Genomic DNA, 15,158 nt, shown 5'->3' with positions numbered 1-15,158 from the left:
CGTACGACCGAACGGACGCCGCGTCACCGGTTCGGGGCGCACCGGCTGCGCTCCGTAGCCGTCCTTCGTAGCGTCATGGCCATGACGATCATTGCGAAAGCACGCGTGGCCTGCATCGCCGCCCTCGTCGGCGCGACCCTGGCGGCCGGCACCGGGACCGCGACGGCCGGCGGGGGCGTCGGCGGCGGCGTCGAGGCGGCATCGGTGCCGTACTACCGCCAAGCGCTCGCCAACGACTGTGAGGCGGCGGCCCTGCGCATGGTCCTGGCCGCGCGCGGCGTGACGGCGAGCGACCAGGACGTCCTGGACCGGATCGGCGTCGACTGGGACCACCCCGAGTTCGGGCACTCCGGCCCACGCTCCGGGGACCCGTACGAGGCCTTCGTCGGCGACCCGGACGGCTCGGAGGTGGACGGCACCGGCTTCGGCGTGTACGCCCCGCCGGTGACGAAGGCCGCCCGCGCCTTCGGGCTCTCCGTGACCCACACCGGTTCGGGCATCCCGGTCGGGACCCTGAAGGACAGCCTGGCCGCCGGCCACCCGGCGATCGTCTGGGTGGACTACCTGTGGCGCCGCCTCGCCTCGACCTCCTACACGGCGTACGACGGCCGGCAGGTGCTGTACGCGGGACCGGCCGAACACGCCGTCGTCGTCACGGGGTTCGGCGACGGCACGGTGTCGGTCAACGACCCCGCGCGCGGCCGGACGACCGTCTCGGAGGCGGACTTCGAGAACGGCTACGCGACGTACGGCCGGATGGCGGTCGTCGTCGAGTGACGCCCGCCGTCCGGGTCGGGAGGCCTAGAAGAAGCTGTCGTCGTCGCCCTCGTAGTAGTTGTTGACGACGACCTGGGGCTCGTCGTCGCTCAGCGCCTCGTTGAGCAGCGCGCCGCCGACCAGGCCGGCGGCACCGGCACCCAGCAGGGCGCCGGTGCCGAAGCGGCGGCCGCCCTGCTGCTCGGGATGGCCCTGGCCGGGGACCTGCGGGTGCCCCTGCTGGTAGCCCTGGGGGTACCCCTGCTGGACCGGCTGCGGGTACCCCTGCTGCGGGGTGTAGAACGGCGGCGGCGTGGTCTGCACGCGCTGGGCGCAGGCTGCGCACGCCTGGATCTGGCGCGGCACGCCCCACTGCGGCGACCACAGCACCGCGGTCGAGCCGACGCCGTGCGAGGGGTCGAAGAAGCACGTCACTGGGGAACTCCCTGTTGCTCGCTGAACCGTGGCTGCCTGCTGGACGACGGCGGGCGGAGCCGCCGGAGCGGGCGGAGCCGCCGGGACCTCCGCAGCCGCCGGGGCGGCGGGCTGGAGCAGCGCGACGCCGAAGTCGGTCGCGATGCCCGCGAGCCCGGTCGCGTAGCCCTGCCCCACGGCGCGGAACTTCCAGTCCGCGCCGTTGCGGTAGAGCTCGCCGAACACCATCGCCGTCTCGCTGCCCGCCTCGGCGGCCACGTCGTAGCGCACCACCTCGGTGGCGCCGTCGGCATCGGTGAGGCGGATGTACGCGCCGCGCACCTGCCCGAAGGACTGGTGGCGCTGCGCCGCGTCGTAGATGGCGACGGCGAAGACGATCCGCTCGACGTCGGCGGGCACGGCGGCGAGGTCGACGTCGATCCGCTCGCGGTCGCCGTTGGCCGCGCCCCGTGCGCCCGAACCGTCCAGGTCACTGCCGTGGTGGCGGACCGAACCGTCCGGGCTGCGCAGGTTGTTGAAGAAGACGAAGTGCCCGTCCGAGACGACCTGACCGGAGCGCCCGCAGAGCAGCGCGCTGGCGTCCAGGTCGTATCCGGGGCCCGCCGTCCAGCCGAGGCCCACCCGCACGGCCCCCAGCCCGGGGGCCTGCTTGCCCAGCGAGACGTTGCCGCCCTTCGTCAGGGCCACACCCATGGCGCTTCCTCTCCTCCACACCCTTGCGTTTTCCGCCGTCCGCCCTCGACAACGCTGTAGAGCCCGTGCCGGTTCCCGCCCGCGGGTCAGTACCGGACGGGCAGTTCCAGCAGGCCGCGGGCGCGCAGCGCGGGCCGGTGGCGGAGCTGCTCGACGGGCACGTCGAGGGCCAGGTCGGGGAAGCGGCGCAGCAGCGCGCCGAGGGCGAGTTCGGTCTCCAGCCTGGCGAGCGGCGCGCCGAGGCAGTAGTGGATGCCGTGACCGAGGGAGAGCTGGCCGCTCTCGCGGCGGCGCAGGTCCAGCCGGTCCGGGTCGGCGAACTGGTCGGGGTCGCGGTTGGCGGACGCTATGGCGAGCAGCACGGTCTCGCCGGCCGGGACGGTGACACCGCCGATGGTGACGTCCTCGCGCGGGAAGCGCCGGATGGACACCGGGGTCGGGCCGTCGAAGCGGGCGAACTCGTCGAACGCGCCCTCGACCAGGGCCGGTTCGGCCCGCAGGGCGGCGAGCTGCTCGGGGTGGGTGAGCAGGGCGAGCACGGCGTTGGCGATGAGGTGGACGGTGTTCTCGTAGCCGGCGAAGAGGATCAGGAAGGCGAGCGAGGTGAGTTCGTCCTCGCTGAGCCGGTCCTCGGCGTCGCGGACCGCGATGAGGTCGGAGAGGAGGTCGTCGCCGGGAGCGGTGCGCTTGCGCCCGATGAGGCCGGTGAAGAAGGCGAGCATGGCGCCGACGGCGGCCTTGGCGTCCTGCGGGCGCTCGGGGTCGGGGGTGATGAGGGTGTCGGTCCAGGCACGGAAGTCGTGCCGGTCGTCCTCGGGGACGCCGAGCAGGTCGCAGATGACCGTGATGGGCAGCGGCGCGGCGTAGGCGGCGAGCAGGTCGGCGCGGCCGAGCGGGGCCATCGCGTCGAGCAGCTTCTCGGCGACCTGCTCGATCGGGCCGCGCAGGGCGGCGGTCCGGCCCGGGGTGAACGCCTTGGTGACCAGCCGGCGGATGCGGGTGTGGTCGGGCGGGTCCATGTTGAGGAGGTTGGCGTCGAGGGCCGGCGGCAGTCTGAAGCCGTGGTAGTTGCCGGGCGCCGCATGGGCCTTGTCGAGGGACAGCCGCGGGTCGGCGAGGGCCTGGCGGACGTCCGCGTAGCGGGTCACCAGCCACACGGGCAGTCCGTCCGGTCCGACGACCCGGTGGACGGGGGCGGATGCGCGCAGGGCGGCGTAGCCCGCGTAGGGGTCGGCGATCAGGGCCTTCACGGTCAGGTCGGATGGCGTCACGTGATCACCCTACGGCCGGCGGCGGAACCCGTTTCCCCCGCCCCGGGCCGCGCGGGCCGGCCCGGCGAAGCGCGTCCCCGCCGCCCGGGCCCGGGAGCCGGCGATCTCGCGGTAGGCGTCCGCGCGGCTCGCCCAGTGCGAGCCCTCGACGGACTTGCCGCGCTCCAGGTCCTTGTAGACCTGGAAGAAGTGGGTGATCTCCAGCAGGTCGAAGCGCGGCAGGTCGCCGATGTCGCGCAGGCCCTCGTAGCGCGGGTCGCGGGCGGGCACGCACAGCACCTTCTGGTCCGGCCCGCGTTCGTCGCGCATGACCCACATGCCGACGGCCCGGCAGGTCTGCGCGCAGCCCGGCACGGCCGGCTCGCCGCCGAGCACGAGGGCGTCCAGCGGTTCGCCGTCGCCGCCGAGGGTGCCCTCGACGTAGCCGTAGTCCGCGGGGTAGCGGGTGGCGGTGAAGAGTGTCCGGTCGAGGCGGATGCGGCCTGCCGCGAAGTCCATCACGTACTTGTTGCGGGACCCCTGCGGGGTCTCGATCATGACCTCGAAGAACGTCGACCCGGGCCCGCCCCGGTCCTCGAACTCCACCTGCGCCTCCACTTCGGCCTCCTCGCCGGTCCTGTGGCGATTGTCCGCCGCACGGGCCCGCGCCGCCCACCCTTCGCGACGCGTGTTGGGGCGCCGGGTGCGCGCGGTACCGTCACCGCATGCCCGAAACCCGGTTGACCACCCCCTCGTTCCTCGTGCTCGGCATCATCGACAAGCTGGGCGAGGCCAGCCCGTACGACGTCAAGGTGGAGGCGGCCCGGACGGTCGCGCCGTTCTGGTCGGTGCCGCACGCGCAGGTGTACGCGCAGTGCGACCGCCTGCTGCAGGGCGGGCTGTTGTCCGAGGTGCGGCAGGAGGGCGGGCGCAACCGGCGGCTGATGCGGCTCACCGACGAGGGGAGGGCCGCGCTGGCCGAGTGGCTGGCCGATCCGGGCTTCGAGCCGGTGGAGGCGCGGGAGCGGAACATCCTCAAGTTGTGGTTCGGCGGCAGCCCGCGGATCCTCGCGCCGGGGCAGGTACTGGAGCACGGCCGCACGCTCGGCGAGTACGAGCGCCTGGCGGACGAGGTCGGCGAGCTGCTGAGCCGGGGGGAGCGCGAGGCGCTGGAGTTCGGCATCCGGTACGAGCGGATGATGGTGGACTTCTGGCAGTGGGTGCAGTCCCGCGACGACTCCTGACGCCCGCCCGAGGCCCAGGTGAGGCCTACTTGACGCCTGCTTGACGGTGGCAATCCGCGCCGGACCCATTGACCGCGCCGCCGGACGGCCCTACCTTCCACATAGTCCCTTCTGGACCATCGAATCTGGACCATCCGGTCCGGACTATCGGAACCGACCAATCGGCGGGGCGGCGGGAGGGTCGCGATGCGGCGGCTGAACGGCACGACGGACGAGCGGGACGGGCGGGCCGACAGGCGGACGGGCGGACGGACCGACGGACGGACCGACGGACGGACCGACGGACGGCGGGACGCCCGCTGGGGCCGGGTGGCCGCCCTCGCGGTCGCCGGACTCTGCGTCGTCTACGCGCCCATCGCCATGACCGACATCTGGCCCTACGACCACCCCGGCGCGTTCGCGCCCGGCCGGTGGGCGCTCGCCCACTCCGGGGTGTCGCCGGCCCACGTGGCCGAGGCGCTCGCCGACCGGCTCGAACCGTACCGGCGCAGCTTCGTGCCGCTGCTGGTGCACACGGTCCTCGGCGGCGCCCTGATGCTGCTCGGACCGCTCCAGCTCTGGTCGGCCGTCCGCCGGCGGATCCGGCTGCACCGCGCCGTCGGCGTCGTCTTCGCCGCCACGGTGTACGCGTCGATGGCCGGCGCCGCCGCCTACCTGGCCCGCACCCCGCCGGCCCAGGCGTTCAGCGGGCCGGCGTTCTGGGTCGTCCTCGCCACCATCCTGGTGGGCACGGTGCTGAGCACGACGCTCGGCATCGGCGCCGCCCTCACCGGCTTCCCCGACCTGCACCAGCGCTGGCTGCTGCTCTGCTACGGCTACCTGATGACGGCACCACTGCTGCGCCTGGAGTGGGGCGCGCTGCCACTCGTCCTCGGAGACCAGCCGGTCGCCGAACTCAACCGGGTGGCCATCATGCACCTCGGGTCGATCGTGACGTTCGGCGCACTGCTCGCCTCCCGGGCCCTCGACCGGCGGACCACCGTGCGCGGCATGACCGGCACGTGGTGCCCGCCCGCCGTCCTGGCCGTCGCCCAACTCATCGGCGCCGCCGGGGTCGTGTGGCTGGTGCGGTCCTTCGCGGCCTGGGGCTCGGAGGGCCGGCGGCTCCTGCTCGCCTACCTCATCCCGCTCCTGCTGACGTACGCCTTCGTCATGGCGCGCCAGCGGCGGACGACGGGCTGGGCGCGCGAGGAGTGGCGGCTGCACCTGGCGTTCCTGTGCCTGGCGCCCGCGTTCTCCGCCGTCGCGGCACCGCTCTTCGAGCACGGGATGCGCCTGGACGGGCGGACCGCGCTCATGGCCGGCGTCGGCATCGGCTGCGGGATGCTCGCCTTCGCCGCCACCGCCGTGGTGAGCCTGCGGGTGCTGCACGCCCGCGAGGTGACGAAACGTCAGACCGGACCGTCGGCCGAGCGGCCGAAGCGGGCCCTCCCGCTGTGACGGCCCCGCCCGGCCGATGACCGACTCCCCAGGAGGACCGCGCACATGAGCACCCAGGACCCGGGCCTCGGCGGCCGGGAGCTGTCGCCCGCCATCACCACGCTGTCCGCCGTCGTCGCGGTCGTCAGCATCCTGACCGGCGCACTGCTGGCCGTCGCGGGCCTGACCGGGCACGCCTTCGGCGCGTGGCACTCGCCGGAGGCGCTCAGCCCCGGCCTGATCGGCGCGGCCATGGTCGGCGTCTCCCCCGGGCTGCTCGTGGTGGGCCGCGCGCGGGTGTGGGAGGAGGTACGCACGCTCGTCCTGCCGACCGTCGTCGTGCTCGTCGGACTGTTCGCCGTCAGCGTCGCCGATGCGCGCGAACTGCACGTCGCCACCGGCGGGTTGATCGTCCCGGTGCTGTTCAGCCTGGGCTGGGTCGCCACCCTCGGCGCCCTGGCCGCCGCGTCGGTGCTCTGCCTCGTCGTGCAGTACCGGCGACCCGTCGCCGTGCCCCCGGCCCGGATCGCCCCGCTGCCCGCGTGGTCGAAGCCGCTGCTCGCGGTGCTCGGCTCCGGGTGGCTCGGCCTCGGCACCGGCCTGGTGCTCTCTCCCCGTTTCTGGGGCGGGCTCGTGCCGTGGGCGGTCGGCCGGGCCGACGCGCAGGGCCTCGGGGTCTGGTGCCTCGCGCTCGGGGTGGGCGTGCTCGGCGCCCTCGCCGAGGACGACCTCGCCCGGCTGCGACCCGCCCTGATCTCCGTCCCCGGGGTGGCGCTGGCGTCGGCCGTCCTGCTGGCCGGGCGCGCGGGGGACGTCACGTGGTCGTCCGGGGCGGCTCTCCCGCTCGTCGTCCTGCTCGCCGGCCTGCTCTCCACCGGCGCCATCGGGCACTGGCTGTGGACCCGGCGGTCCGTGCCGGCCTGACTCCCCCAGGGCCCGTCTGCGAACCCCCGCCTGCCGTGCGGGCATCCGGGCACACCCTACGATCGCCCGCATGGGGAACTGGCACGTCACCGTCATCGACCAGCAGCGCAGGCGCGGCATGGACCCGGTCTACGCGGTGCGCGAGGAACCGTTCGCCGCCCGCGACGACCTGGTCATCGGCGGCCGCACCGGCGAGATCACCTGCACCGACCCCGCCGGGCGCCTCCGGTGGACCCACCCCGTCCCGGGAACGCCCAACGCGGCGCACATCTCCTCCGGACGCGTCCTCGTCACCACCGGCTCCATCAACTACCACGCGTGGGGCCACCTCGGCCCCGCCTACCTCCTCGACCTCGCCGACGGCACCCTGGTCGCCGAACTCCGCGGCGAGCGCGGCGCGGCGCTCGACGGGGGCCGGTTCCTGCTCGGGCTGGAGGGCTACGACTACTTCCACACCTGGCAGTTCGACCGCGACGGCAACGTCACCGACACCTGGCGCAGCTACGGCCACTACGTCGTCGGCACCGGCGTCCGCGTCGTCGAGGCCGACCGCGCGACCCCCACCGGGAGCCGCGTCGTGCGCCTCCTGCCCGGCGGCGTGATCGAGCGCAGCTCCCTGCTGCTCACGTCCTCGCAGCTGCGCGAGCCGGTCGTCCTGTCCGACGGCACGGTCCTGATCCTGGACGCGGGCGTGCTGCGGGCGGTCGGCCGCGACCTGACGGACACCGTGCTCGCCGAGCTCCTCGCCGTGCCCGACGGCGAGGGCGAACGGTTCGTCGCCACGCTGGAGCGGACGGCCGCCGACCGTCTCACGGCCGTCGTCCGCGAGCGCAACCCCGAGCGACCGAACAAGTACCTCACGCACACCTGGACGCTCGTCCTCCACCCGCCGCAGTGACGAGCGGAGGACGAGCGCCGGCCCGTCAGCCCACGACCGGGAGTTCGAGGTAGGACGGACGGGCTCCGCCGTGGCCGATCGCGTACACGGCGCGGCCGTCGGCGGGCAGCAGCTGGAACGAGTCCGGGTTGGCCGCGGCGACCGTGACGCGGATCCGGTCGCCCGCCCTGAACAGCACCGACGTGGGGAGCAGGTCCACCGTCACCCGCTCGGGGCGGCCCTGCGGGAACGGCGTCGCGTCGGCGGCGGCGTACGTCCGGGGCGTGCGCAGGCTCCGCCAGTCGGGGTTGTCGCCCCGGTCGGCCACCGCGCGCTCGTTCAGCGCGAGTTGACCTTCCGCCAGGTACGTCACGCGGCCGTCCGGGGTGACGTCCTCCAGGTACACGTGCAGGGCGCCGTTCGCCGACCCCTCCAGCCCGGTGACGTCGAGGACCACACGGCCGAGGCCGGTCACCCGGGTGTCACGGCCGAGGGCCGGGCCGGTGTAGCCGAGGAGGCGGGTGTCCACGGCGGCGCGGTCGGGGTAACTGACCTTGTTCCCGGTGAGGTTGGTGTTCCAGCGGTCGAACCTGCCGGTCCCGGCGGTCGGGTCGAGGCGGAGTGTGTCGCTGCCCCCGCCCCCGTCGCCACCCTCGCCGTCGCCGGCCTCGTCCGGGCGCTGCCAGGAGAGCGCGTTCCCGCTGTCGAGGTAGAGACGGCGCTCGCGGGTGCCGGGCAGCGGGAAGCGGTCGGTCGTGCGCCAGACCCCTTCGTTCATGGTGTAGTAGTGCAACTGCCTTTTACCGTCGGGCTGTTCGCCGCTCCTCACGTAGCGGTCGAAGAACGCGGCGGTCCGGTCGTCGAGCTGGGCGCGCTCGGCGTCGGTCAGGTGGCGCGGGGTCTGGAACGGGTCCGCGATCCAGGCCATGCCGTGACTCCACGGACCGATCCACGCGTCCTGGGTGTTCGACAGGGCGGTGAACTGGGACAGCACGCCGTTGGCGGTGCCCGCGTCGAGCCAGCCGGCGTCCGTCAGGACGGGCACGCCGCCCGTCTCGACGGCGTCGGTCTTCTCCCCGACGCTGCCGACCGTCCAGCTCCTCGGGCCGTCCCGGTAGTCGCGGTAGGCGCCCTGGTGGGCCATCTCGACGAGGTTGGCGTTGCCCGCGTGCTCGGCCCGGGCGGCCGCCAGCAGCGCGAGCCCGTCGGGGCCGTCCACCGGCCGCGGGATCGCGCCGGTGAGGCCGGTGGCGTCGCAGACCGCCCGGGTCTCGGCGCTGGTGTCGCAGGTGGTGCCGGCCGACCGGTCGAGGATCCGCAGGAGCATCGCGTAGGGCGCGATCCGCGGTTCGATGAGCACCCCGCCGGGGCGCACGAGGTCCTCGTACGGGTCGAAGTCGTAGGAGACCGGCGCGGCGGCGGTGATGTGGTGGTCGCCGAGCGCGGTGGCGAGCATCGCCGTGTCGCCGCCGTAGGACACGCCGGTGGTGCCGACCCGGCCGTTGGACCAGGGCTGCGCGGCGATCCAGTCGCTCAGGGAGCCGCTGTCGGCGACCGCCTTCTCGCCGATCTCGGCGTCCAGCGTGCCGAAGGACGCGCCGGTGCCGCGCAGGTCGGCGACCACGTAGGCGTAGCCGCGGGCGTTCCACCCCGCCGCGTCGCCGCTCCCGCCCTGGTCGGGCGCGCCCTGCTGCACGCGGGCCCGCCAGTAGCGCTGGGTGACCAGGACGGTCGGCAGGTTCGCGCCCGCGGCGGCGCCGGCGGGCAGGTAGACGTCGACGGCCAGGCGCACGCCGTCGGGCATCGGCACGTACAGCGACCGCAGGTGCGGTTCGGCCGGCGGTGCTGCGGCAGCGGCCGGGACCGTCGACAGGCCGAGTACGGTCAGTGCCGCGAGCGCCGCCGCCGAGGCGCGGCGGAGCCTCCCCCCTCCACGGCTCATCGGACCGTCGCCTCCCACTGGCCCTGCTCCGGGCGGGCCTCGGAGTCCGTCCCCGGCCACGGCGGCATCGTGACGGCCGCGATGCGCAGCGGCCCTTCGGCGTCCTCGTCCGCCCGGAACTGGAACGCGGTGCCCAGCGGTATCGACGCGGCCGTCCCCGGGACGAGCGGGACGGTCTCCTCACGGTCCCCCTGCCGGCGCCACAGCTCGCCTCGACCCCCGGTGACGAACCACAGCTCCTGCACGGTGGCGTGCGACACCGCACGCGTCACGTCCCCGGGTGCGAGCTCGAACACCGCGAGGCTCCCCCGCCCGGCCATGTCGAGCAGCGGGAACACCGCCGCACCGTCCGGCGCCACCACGACGGGCGCCTCGCCCACGTCTGTCGTCCCGAACGGCTGCACGTTCAACGAATGCATGTGAATCGGACCCGGCCTCTCTGACGCGTCTTCCAGGACGGAGCACCCCCGGCTCGCCCCCACCGCCGATGGGATCACGCCCCGCGGGACACCCGCCAGAGGACCGGTCCCTGGCTCTACCCTGAGCCCGGCGTCCGGGTCATCCGGGGCGCTCAGTCACCCGCCGTGACGGCCGTCCCGCCGAACTCGCGGACCGCGTCCGCCACGATCGCGTCCAGCCGCGCGTGGTGCGCGCCGCGCCAGTACGCCTGGCCGCAGTCCGCGCACTGCGCGAACGCGTCGTACGAGCGCTCGGTGCCGTCGTGCAGCTGCTCGCGCACCGTCGTCTTCTCCACCGTGCGCAGCGTCCCGTTGCACGTCGTGCAGCGGCTCCAGGGGGCCAGCGGCGGGGCGAAGCGGGAGAGGACGTCACGCAGCTGCTCGGCCGGGCGGTGGCTGTAGACGTAGGCGCCGGCCCAGAGTTCGCGGCGGCGCAGGAGGCCGCGGTCGCGCGAGAGCATGACGCGCCGCTCGGCGGCGGAGCGGGCGGCGAGGGCGGCGTCGCCGATGTCCGGGTTCTCGTAGGCGGCGTCGACGCCGAGCAGGCGCAGGCGGCGGGCGAGGGTGCCGAGGTGGACGTCGAGCAGGAAGCGCAGCGGGCCCGGGGCGGGCTGCGGGCGGGCGACGCCGCGCACCTCGACGTGTTCGGCGTCGGCGGGGACGTGCGAGTCGGACACCGGGCGGCCGTCGACGAGCAGGGCACCGACCTCGGTGAGCGGCACGCCGAGGGACTCGACGACGTGGCCCAGCGTCGAGGTGCCGTCGGTGCGCAGCTCCGACCGGCCCTCGCGGCGCCGGCCTGCGACGAAGAGGTGCAGCTCAGGGGCGAAGTCGACGAAGATCTGCGGTCTGTCCGGGGTGTCCACGCGGCCAGCATGCCAGCGAGCGGCGAGCCGGGGCCACCGTTTTCCGCCGCCGCTCGGGCCGAGCGGCGGCGGAGTACGATCGGACGCATCCGGAGCAACGGCGGCCTTGGGAGCACGCGATGGCCGGTGACGGGCAGCCCCACCACGACCGGCGGGGCGACGATGCGGCGGGGCCCCTGACCCGCCTGGACGCCGGGGAGCCGGACGACCTCTTCGACGGCCGCGACGAGCGCGGGCCCCACCGGAAAGCCGAGGTGCCGCCCTACGGCGGCGACGACGACCTCTACGGCGCCTCGGCGGCGGTGACCGGCGTCGGGGCCGCGGACGTCGCCGCGTCGGACGCGGCGGTGGGCGGCGCCGACGAGACGGACGACGGGTAGCGCCGGTCGCGCTCGGCCCACCGGACGGCCGGGCCCATCGCGCAGCCGGCCACCAGGAACACCGCGCCGAGCACGAGCCAGCCGGGCAGCCCGCCGTCGAGCAGCAGCGTCGTGAGGACGAGCGGCCCGAGGGTCCGCGCGACGGCGACGCCCGTCCCGAAGAAGCCCTGGTACTGCCCGATCCGGTCGGCGGGCGCGAGGTCGAAGCTGATCTGCCACGACCCCGCCGACTGCCGCATCTCCCCCACCAGCAGGAAGATCGATCCGCCCAGCAGCAGCGCCGCGAACGCCCACACGGGCACGTCCAGCGCCGAAAGGCCGAACACCGCGCACGAGACGAGCAGCAGCACACCGGCCGAGCGCACCGCGCGCGAACCCGACGCCGGGTCGCTCACGTCGCGTGCCACCCGCACCTGGAACGCCATCACGCCCACGGTGTTGAGGACGAACAACACCGACCCGAGCCAGCCGAGGCCCGACGCCCGCTGCGCGAGCCAGAGCGGGATCACCAGGCTCAGCAGCGGCATCCGCAGCAGCAGAACGGTGTTGACGAGCGCGACGAGTGCGTACCGGCGGTCGGTCAGCACCTCGAACCGCGGCCCCGGCCTCGACTGGCCTGCCGCCGGGGGGACTTCGGGCAGCCTCAGCAGGACCAGCCCGCCGACGACGAACCCGAGCGAGGTGACGACGAACGCCCCGAGGTAGGCCTCGCGGGTGCCGACGGTCAGCGCGATGCCGCCGACAGCGGCGCCAACCGCCAGCCCGCCGTTGAGCGTTGACTGCAAGTGGGCCAGCAGGCCGGTCCGCTCCGCGGGCGACACCAGCCCGCCGACGAGCGCCTGGCGCGCGGCGGTGAGCCCGGACTGGGTGGTCGCGTAGAGGCAGATCGCGACCAGGAACAGCGGGTAGGAGCGGATCACCAGGAACAGCGCGACGACCGCCGCCGTCGCCAGCGCGAGCCCCACCGCCGTGCGGCGCGGGCCCCGCTGGTCGGCGAGCTGGCCCAGCGGCACGCCCGCGAGCGAGCCGAGCGCCCACGCGACGGCGAGGCCGACGCCGAGGCGGGCCGCGGACATCCCGACGACGTGCGTGAAGTAGAGCGCGGAGCAGGTGTAGTAGGCACCGTCCCCGACGGCACTCGCCAACTGGGCGGCAGCAAGCGTCCGCTGGGGCCCGGCGGGCGGGACGAGACGAGTCGGCACTTCGCTCCTGACAGGTCGGGGGCGGCGCGCGGGCCGCCCGTTCGCAACGGTTCGCAACGGTTCGCACGCCAGCCTAGGGAGCCGGTGGCCCATCCGGAAGAGCCAATGATCAAGCTCTTTCCTGGGCCACTTGCCCACCGGCACCCGCACCGGCACGCGACGGCTGAACCGCCGTGCGACGGCGTCATCCGTTCGCCCGCAAGCGATCCGCCCGCCGGACCAAATTTGCCGGTGTTGACCCGTCAATACCGCCCTCCTATGCTCAACGGCGTTCGCGACCCGGCACCGACCGTACCGGCGCCGTCACCGGCTCGAAGGGCTCCTCCCATCACCACCTCCACCGCCCCCTCGGGCGGCGCCCCCGGCGCGCCCGACGCGCCCGACGCCGAAACCGGTCGCCGCCGCTTCCTCACCTACCTCCTCGCCGCACCCACCCTCACCGTCGCCGCCCGACTCGGTCTGGACGCCGCCGCCCCGGCCACCGCGCGCGCCGTCGTCCGGGCCGCCGCGCAGACCGCCTCACAGGCCACCGCGCAGGCCCGAAACGGCTCCGCACCACCGCAGTTGATCGGCCTTCCGGGCATCCCGGACGTCCTGGACCTCGGTGACGCCCTCATCCTGGCCGGCCTGCCGACCTCCCACCTGCTCGTCCTGGAGCTCACCGCCGCCGGGCGCGCCGTCCTGCGCCTGCCCCGCCTGGAGGTCGGCCAGGGCCTCACCACCGCCGTCGCGATGCTCGTCGCCGACGAACTCGACGCGCGGCTCACCGACGTCGACGTGCCGCTCTCCGACGGCCGCCCCGAGCTGCTGTTCAACCAGCTCACCGGTGCCTCCAACTCGGTGCGCTCGCTGTACGGCCCGGTGCGCGCCGCCGCTGCCGCCGCCCGCGCCCGCCTGGTGACCGCCGCCGCGAGCCGCTGGGACCTCCCCGCCGCCACCCTGCGCACCGCCGACTCCGGCGTCCTCGCCCCGGACGGCCGTCGCGCCGGCTACGGCGAACTCGCCGCCGACGCCGCGACGATCACCGTCCCGGCCGTGTCCTCGGCCCCCAAGGCGGCGGACCGGCTGCGCCTCGTCGGCAGGCCCACCGGCCGCATCGACGCCCGCGACATCGTCACCGGCCGCGCCACGTACACCGGGGACCTGGCCGTCCCCGGCGCCGTACCGACCGTCGTCGCCCGCCCGACCACCGTCAACGGCACGCTCAGGTCCCTGGACGCCACCGCCGCGCGCGCCATGCCCGGCGTGCTCGGCGTCGCGCGGATCCCGAGCGGCGTCGCCGTCCTCGCCGAGACCTTCGACCAGGCGTTGAAGGCCCGCGACGCGCTCGTCACCACCTGGAACCCGGGCCCGGCCGCGGGCCTGTCCGACGCCGACGTCCGCGACCGGCTCCGCGCCGCCCACGCGCCGTTCCTCGTCCCGCCGCTGCTCACCGCCCACGTGGACGGCGAGTTCGACTTCGCCTTCGTCAACCACGCCCCGATGGAGGTCCTCACGGCGATCGCGGACGTGCGGCCCAACCGGGCCGAGGTCTGGTTCGCCGCCCAGACGCCGATCGTCGCGCAGCAGGCCATCGCCGCCGAACTCGGCCTCCCCCAGGACGCCGTGACCGTCCACGTGGTGCGCGGTGGCGGCTCGTTCGGGCGGCGGCTGTTCTTCGACGCCGCGCTGGAGGCCGCGCAGATCTCCAAGGCGGCCGGCCGCCCGGTCAAGCTCATGTGGACGCGCAACGACGACATGCGCCACGGCCGGATGCGCCCCGCGAGCCACCACCGCGTCCGGGCCACCTACGCCCTCGGCCAGGTGCTCAGCTACGAGCACCGCGCCGCCACCGTCAAGACCGACATGCGGCACGGCCTCGGCGAGGCCCTGACCGCCGCCGGCTTCAACCTCTCGCTCGCCGGGATCAGCCTCAACCAGGCCTTCTTCCTGCTCAGCGAGAAGAACCCCTACAACGTCGGCATCCCGACCCAGCTGCTCGCCGAAGTGCCCCTGGACGTGCACACCGGCAGCTGGCGCTCGGTCTACTCCGGCACCGTCCGGGTCGCCGACGAGATCATGATGGACGAACTGGCCCGCCGGATGGGCCAGGACGAGGTCGCCTTCCGCCGAGCCCGGCTGCGCGACGCCGCCGGGCGGGCCGTCCTGGACACCGCGGCCACGGCCGGGAACTGGGGCCGCCCGATGCCCCCCGGCCAGGCCCAGGGCGTCGGCTACCACGACGAGAACGGCGGGCGCGTCGCCTACCTCGTGGAGCTCGACGCCACCGACCCGAAGAACCCGCGCGTCACCAAGGCGGTGATCGCCGCCGACGTCGGCCAGGTGGTCAACCCCCGTGGCCTGGAAGCCCAGTTGACCGGCGCGCTGATGGACGGCATCTCGGTGATCCTCCAGGCCGGCAACCACCTCGACAACGGCGCCTTCCGCGAGGGCAGTTACGGCGACTTCCACTACGCCCGGCAGCGGCACTCCCCGCCCGCCGTCGAGATCCACCTCATGCCGCCGAGCGGACCGCCCGGCGGCGCCGGCGAGTTGGGCGTCCCCGCCGCCTCCGCCGCGGTGGCCAACGCCTACGCCCGTGCGACCGGCACGAGCCCGCGCTCGTTCCCGATCGACTTCTGACAGTGAGGATGTTCATGAGCGGTTCCCGGGCAGGTCTGACTCAACCTCTGACTGACCTCGGGTCCTCAACCGGATCTGTCGGCCTCGTCC

At 74.6% G+C, this 15,158-nt stretch carries 14 protein-coding genes; 7 read left to right on the top strand and 7 right to left on the bottom strand.

Annotated features, from left to right (window positions below):
• The first annotated feature begins 81 nt into the window (after positions 1–81).
• Positions 82–777, top strand: a complete 696-nt coding sequence (locus tag AB0C76_RS27910; protein WP_359970841.1) for a C39 family peptidase — start codon at positions 82–84, stop codon at positions 775–777.
• A gap of 24 nt (positions 778–801) precedes the next feature.
• Here the strand turns inward: AB0C76_RS27910 and AB0C76_RS27905 are convergent, their stop codons facing one another.
• From AB0C76_RS27905 to AB0C76_RS27895, 3 genes are all read right to left on the bottom strand, one after another.
• Positions 802–1,884 carry a TerD family protein gene (locus AB0C76_RS27905; RefSeq protein ID WP_359970839.1) on the bottom strand — a complete coding sequence of 361 codons (1,083 nt, stop codon included), beginning with the start codon at positions 1,882–1,884 and terminating at the stop codon, positions 802–804.
• A gap of 86 nt (positions 1,885–1,970) precedes the next feature.
• Complete coding sequence (locus tag AB0C76_RS27900) at positions 1,971–3,155, bottom strand: cytochrome P450 (RefSeq protein WP_359970837.1); 1,185 nt, start codon at positions 3,153–3,155, stop codon at positions 1,971–1,973.
• 9 nt (positions 3,156–3,164) lie between these two features.
• Positions 3,165–3,692 (bottom strand): inorganic diphosphatase, encoded by a 528-nt coding sequence (locus AB0C76_RS27895; protein WP_359970963.1) that lies wholly within the window; start codon positions 3,690–3,692, stop codon positions 3,165–3,167.
• Positions 3,693–3,859: 167 nt separating this feature from the next.
• Between AB0C76_RS27895 and AB0C76_RS27890 the strand changes: the two genes are divergently transcribed.
• From AB0C76_RS27890 to AB0C76_RS27875, 4 genes are all read left to right on the top strand, one after another.
• Positions 3,860–4,378 carry a PadR family transcriptional regulator gene (locus tag AB0C76_RS27890; protein ID WP_359970835.1) on the top strand — a complete coding sequence of 173 codons (519 nt, stop codon included), beginning with the start codon at positions 3,860–3,862 and terminating at the stop codon, positions 4,376–4,378.
• A 186-nt stretch (positions 4,379–4,564) separates the two neighbouring features.
• Positions 4,565–5,818: a DUF2306 domain-containing protein gene (locus AB0C76_RS27885; RefSeq protein ID WP_359970833.1), complete on the top strand. Its 1,254-nt coding sequence runs from the start codon at positions 4,565–4,567 to the stop codon at positions 5,816–5,818.
• A gap of 45 nt (positions 5,819–5,863) precedes the next feature.
• The gene (locus AB0C76_RS27880) at positions 5,864–6,721 is read left to right on the top strand and encodes a hypothetical protein (RefSeq protein WP_359970831.1); all 858 of its coding nucleotides are present in this window, start codon (positions 5,864–5,866) and stop codon (positions 6,719–6,721) included.
• A gap of 70 nt (positions 6,722–6,791) precedes the next feature.
• Positions 6,792–7,619: a hypothetical protein gene (locus AB0C76_RS27875; RefSeq protein ID WP_359970829.1), complete on the top strand. Its 828-nt coding sequence runs from the start codon at positions 6,792–6,794 to the stop codon at positions 7,617–7,619.
• Positions 7,620–7,644: 25 nt separating this feature from the next.
• Here AB0C76_RS27875 and AB0C76_RS27870 read toward each other — a convergent pair whose 3' ends face one another.
• The 3 genes from AB0C76_RS27870 to AB0C76_RS27860 all read right to left on the bottom strand — a co-directional run bounded on the left by AB0C76_RS27870 (position 7,645) and on the right by AB0C76_RS27860 (position 10,864).
• The gene (locus AB0C76_RS27870; protein ID WP_359970828.1) at positions 7,645–9,540 is read right to left on the bottom strand and encodes a CocE/NonD family hydrolase; all 1,896 of its coding nucleotides are present in this window, start codon (positions 9,538–9,540) and stop codon (positions 7,645–7,647) included.
• On the bottom strand, positions 9,537–9,944 hold the full coding sequence (locus tag AB0C76_RS27865; RefSeq protein ID WP_359970961.1) for a cupin domain-containing protein: 408 nt from the start codon (positions 9,942–9,944) through the stop codon (positions 9,537–9,539). Before AB0C76_RS27865 ends, AB0C76_RS27870 begins: the two co-directional genes overlap by 4 nt.
• A 167-nt stretch (positions 9,945–10,111) precedes the next feature.
• Positions 10,112–10,864 (bottom strand): Mut7-C RNAse domain-containing protein, encoded by a 753-nt coding sequence (locus AB0C76_RS27860; protein ID WP_359970826.1) that lies wholly within the window; start codon positions 10,862–10,864, stop codon positions 10,112–10,114.
• 119 nt (positions 10,865–10,983) lie between these two features.
• Between AB0C76_RS27860 and AB0C76_RS27855 the strand changes: the two genes are divergently transcribed.
• The gene (locus AB0C76_RS27855; protein WP_359970824.1) at positions 10,984–11,244 is read left to right on the top strand and encodes a hypothetical protein; all 261 of its coding nucleotides are present in this window, start codon (positions 10,984–10,986) and stop codon (positions 11,242–11,244) included.
• Here the strand turns inward: AB0C76_RS27855 and AB0C76_RS27850 are convergent.
• The gene (locus tag AB0C76_RS27850; RefSeq protein WP_359970822.1) at positions 11,148–12,446 is read right to left on the bottom strand and encodes an MFS transporter; all 1,299 of its coding nucleotides are present in this window, start codon (positions 12,444–12,446) and stop codon (positions 11,148–11,150) included. The two genes, AB0C76_RS27855 and AB0C76_RS27850, sit on opposite strands and share 97 nt — an antisense overlap.
• A gap of 258 nt (positions 12,447–12,704) precedes the next feature.
• Here AB0C76_RS27850 and AB0C76_RS27845 point away from each other — a divergent pair, with 258 nt between their 5' ends.
• The gene (locus tag AB0C76_RS27845) at positions 12,705–15,068 is read left to right on the top strand and encodes a molybdopterin cofactor-binding domain-containing protein (RefSeq protein ID WP_359970820.1); all 2,364 of its coding nucleotides are present in this window, start codon (positions 12,705–12,707) and stop codon (positions 15,066–15,068) included.
• Positions 15,069–15,158: the final 90 nt, after the last annotated feature.

Source organism: Kitasatospora sp. NPDC048722 (assembly GCF_040650235.1).
GTDB lineage: Bacteria > Actinomycetota > Actinomycetes > Streptomycetales > Streptomycetaceae > Kitasatospora.
The sequence above is the reverse complement of the archived record's forward strand: the minus strand, read 5'-3'. Positions and strand labels throughout refer to the sequence as shown.

Coding starts and splice junctions, on each gene's coding strand:
- AB0C76_RS27910 (WP_359970841.1), top strand. CDS start 82: ATGACGATCATTGCGAAAGCACGCGTGGCCTGCATCGCCGCCCTCGTC.
- AB0C76_RS27905 (WP_359970839.1), bottom strand. CDS start 1,884: ATGGGTGTGGCCCTGACGAAGGGCGGCAACGTCTCGCTGGGCAAGCAG.
- AB0C76_RS27895 (WP_359970963.1), bottom strand. CDS start 3,692: ATGATCGAGACCCCGCAGGGGTCCCGCAACAAGTACGTGATGGACTTC.
- AB0C76_RS27890 (WP_359970835.1), top strand. CDS start 3,860: ATGCCCGAAACCCGGTTGACCACCCCCTCGTTCCTCGTGCTCGGCATC.
- AB0C76_RS27885 (WP_359970833.1), top strand. CDS start 4,565: ATGCGGCGGCTGAACGGCACGACGGACGAGCGGGACGGGCGGGCCGAC.
- AB0C76_RS27880 (WP_359970831.1), top strand. CDS start 5,864: ATGAGCACCCAGGACCCGGGCCTCGGCGGCCGGGAGCTGTCGCCCGCC.
- AB0C76_RS27875 (WP_359970829.1), top strand. CDS start 6,792: ATGGGGAACTGGCACGTCACCGTCATCGACCAGCAGCGCAGGCGCGGC.
- AB0C76_RS27870 (WP_359970828.1), bottom strand. CDS start 9,540: ATGAGCCGTGGAGGGGGGAGGCTCCGCCGCGCCTCGGCGGCGGCGCTC.
- AB0C76_RS27855 (WP_359970824.1), top strand. CDS start 10,984: ATGGCCGGTGACGGGCAGCCCCACCACGACCGGCGGGGCGACGATGCG.
- AB0C76_RS27845 (WP_359970820.1), top strand. CDS start 12,705: ATGCTCAACGGCGTTCGCGACCCGGCACCGACCGTACCGGCGCCGTCA.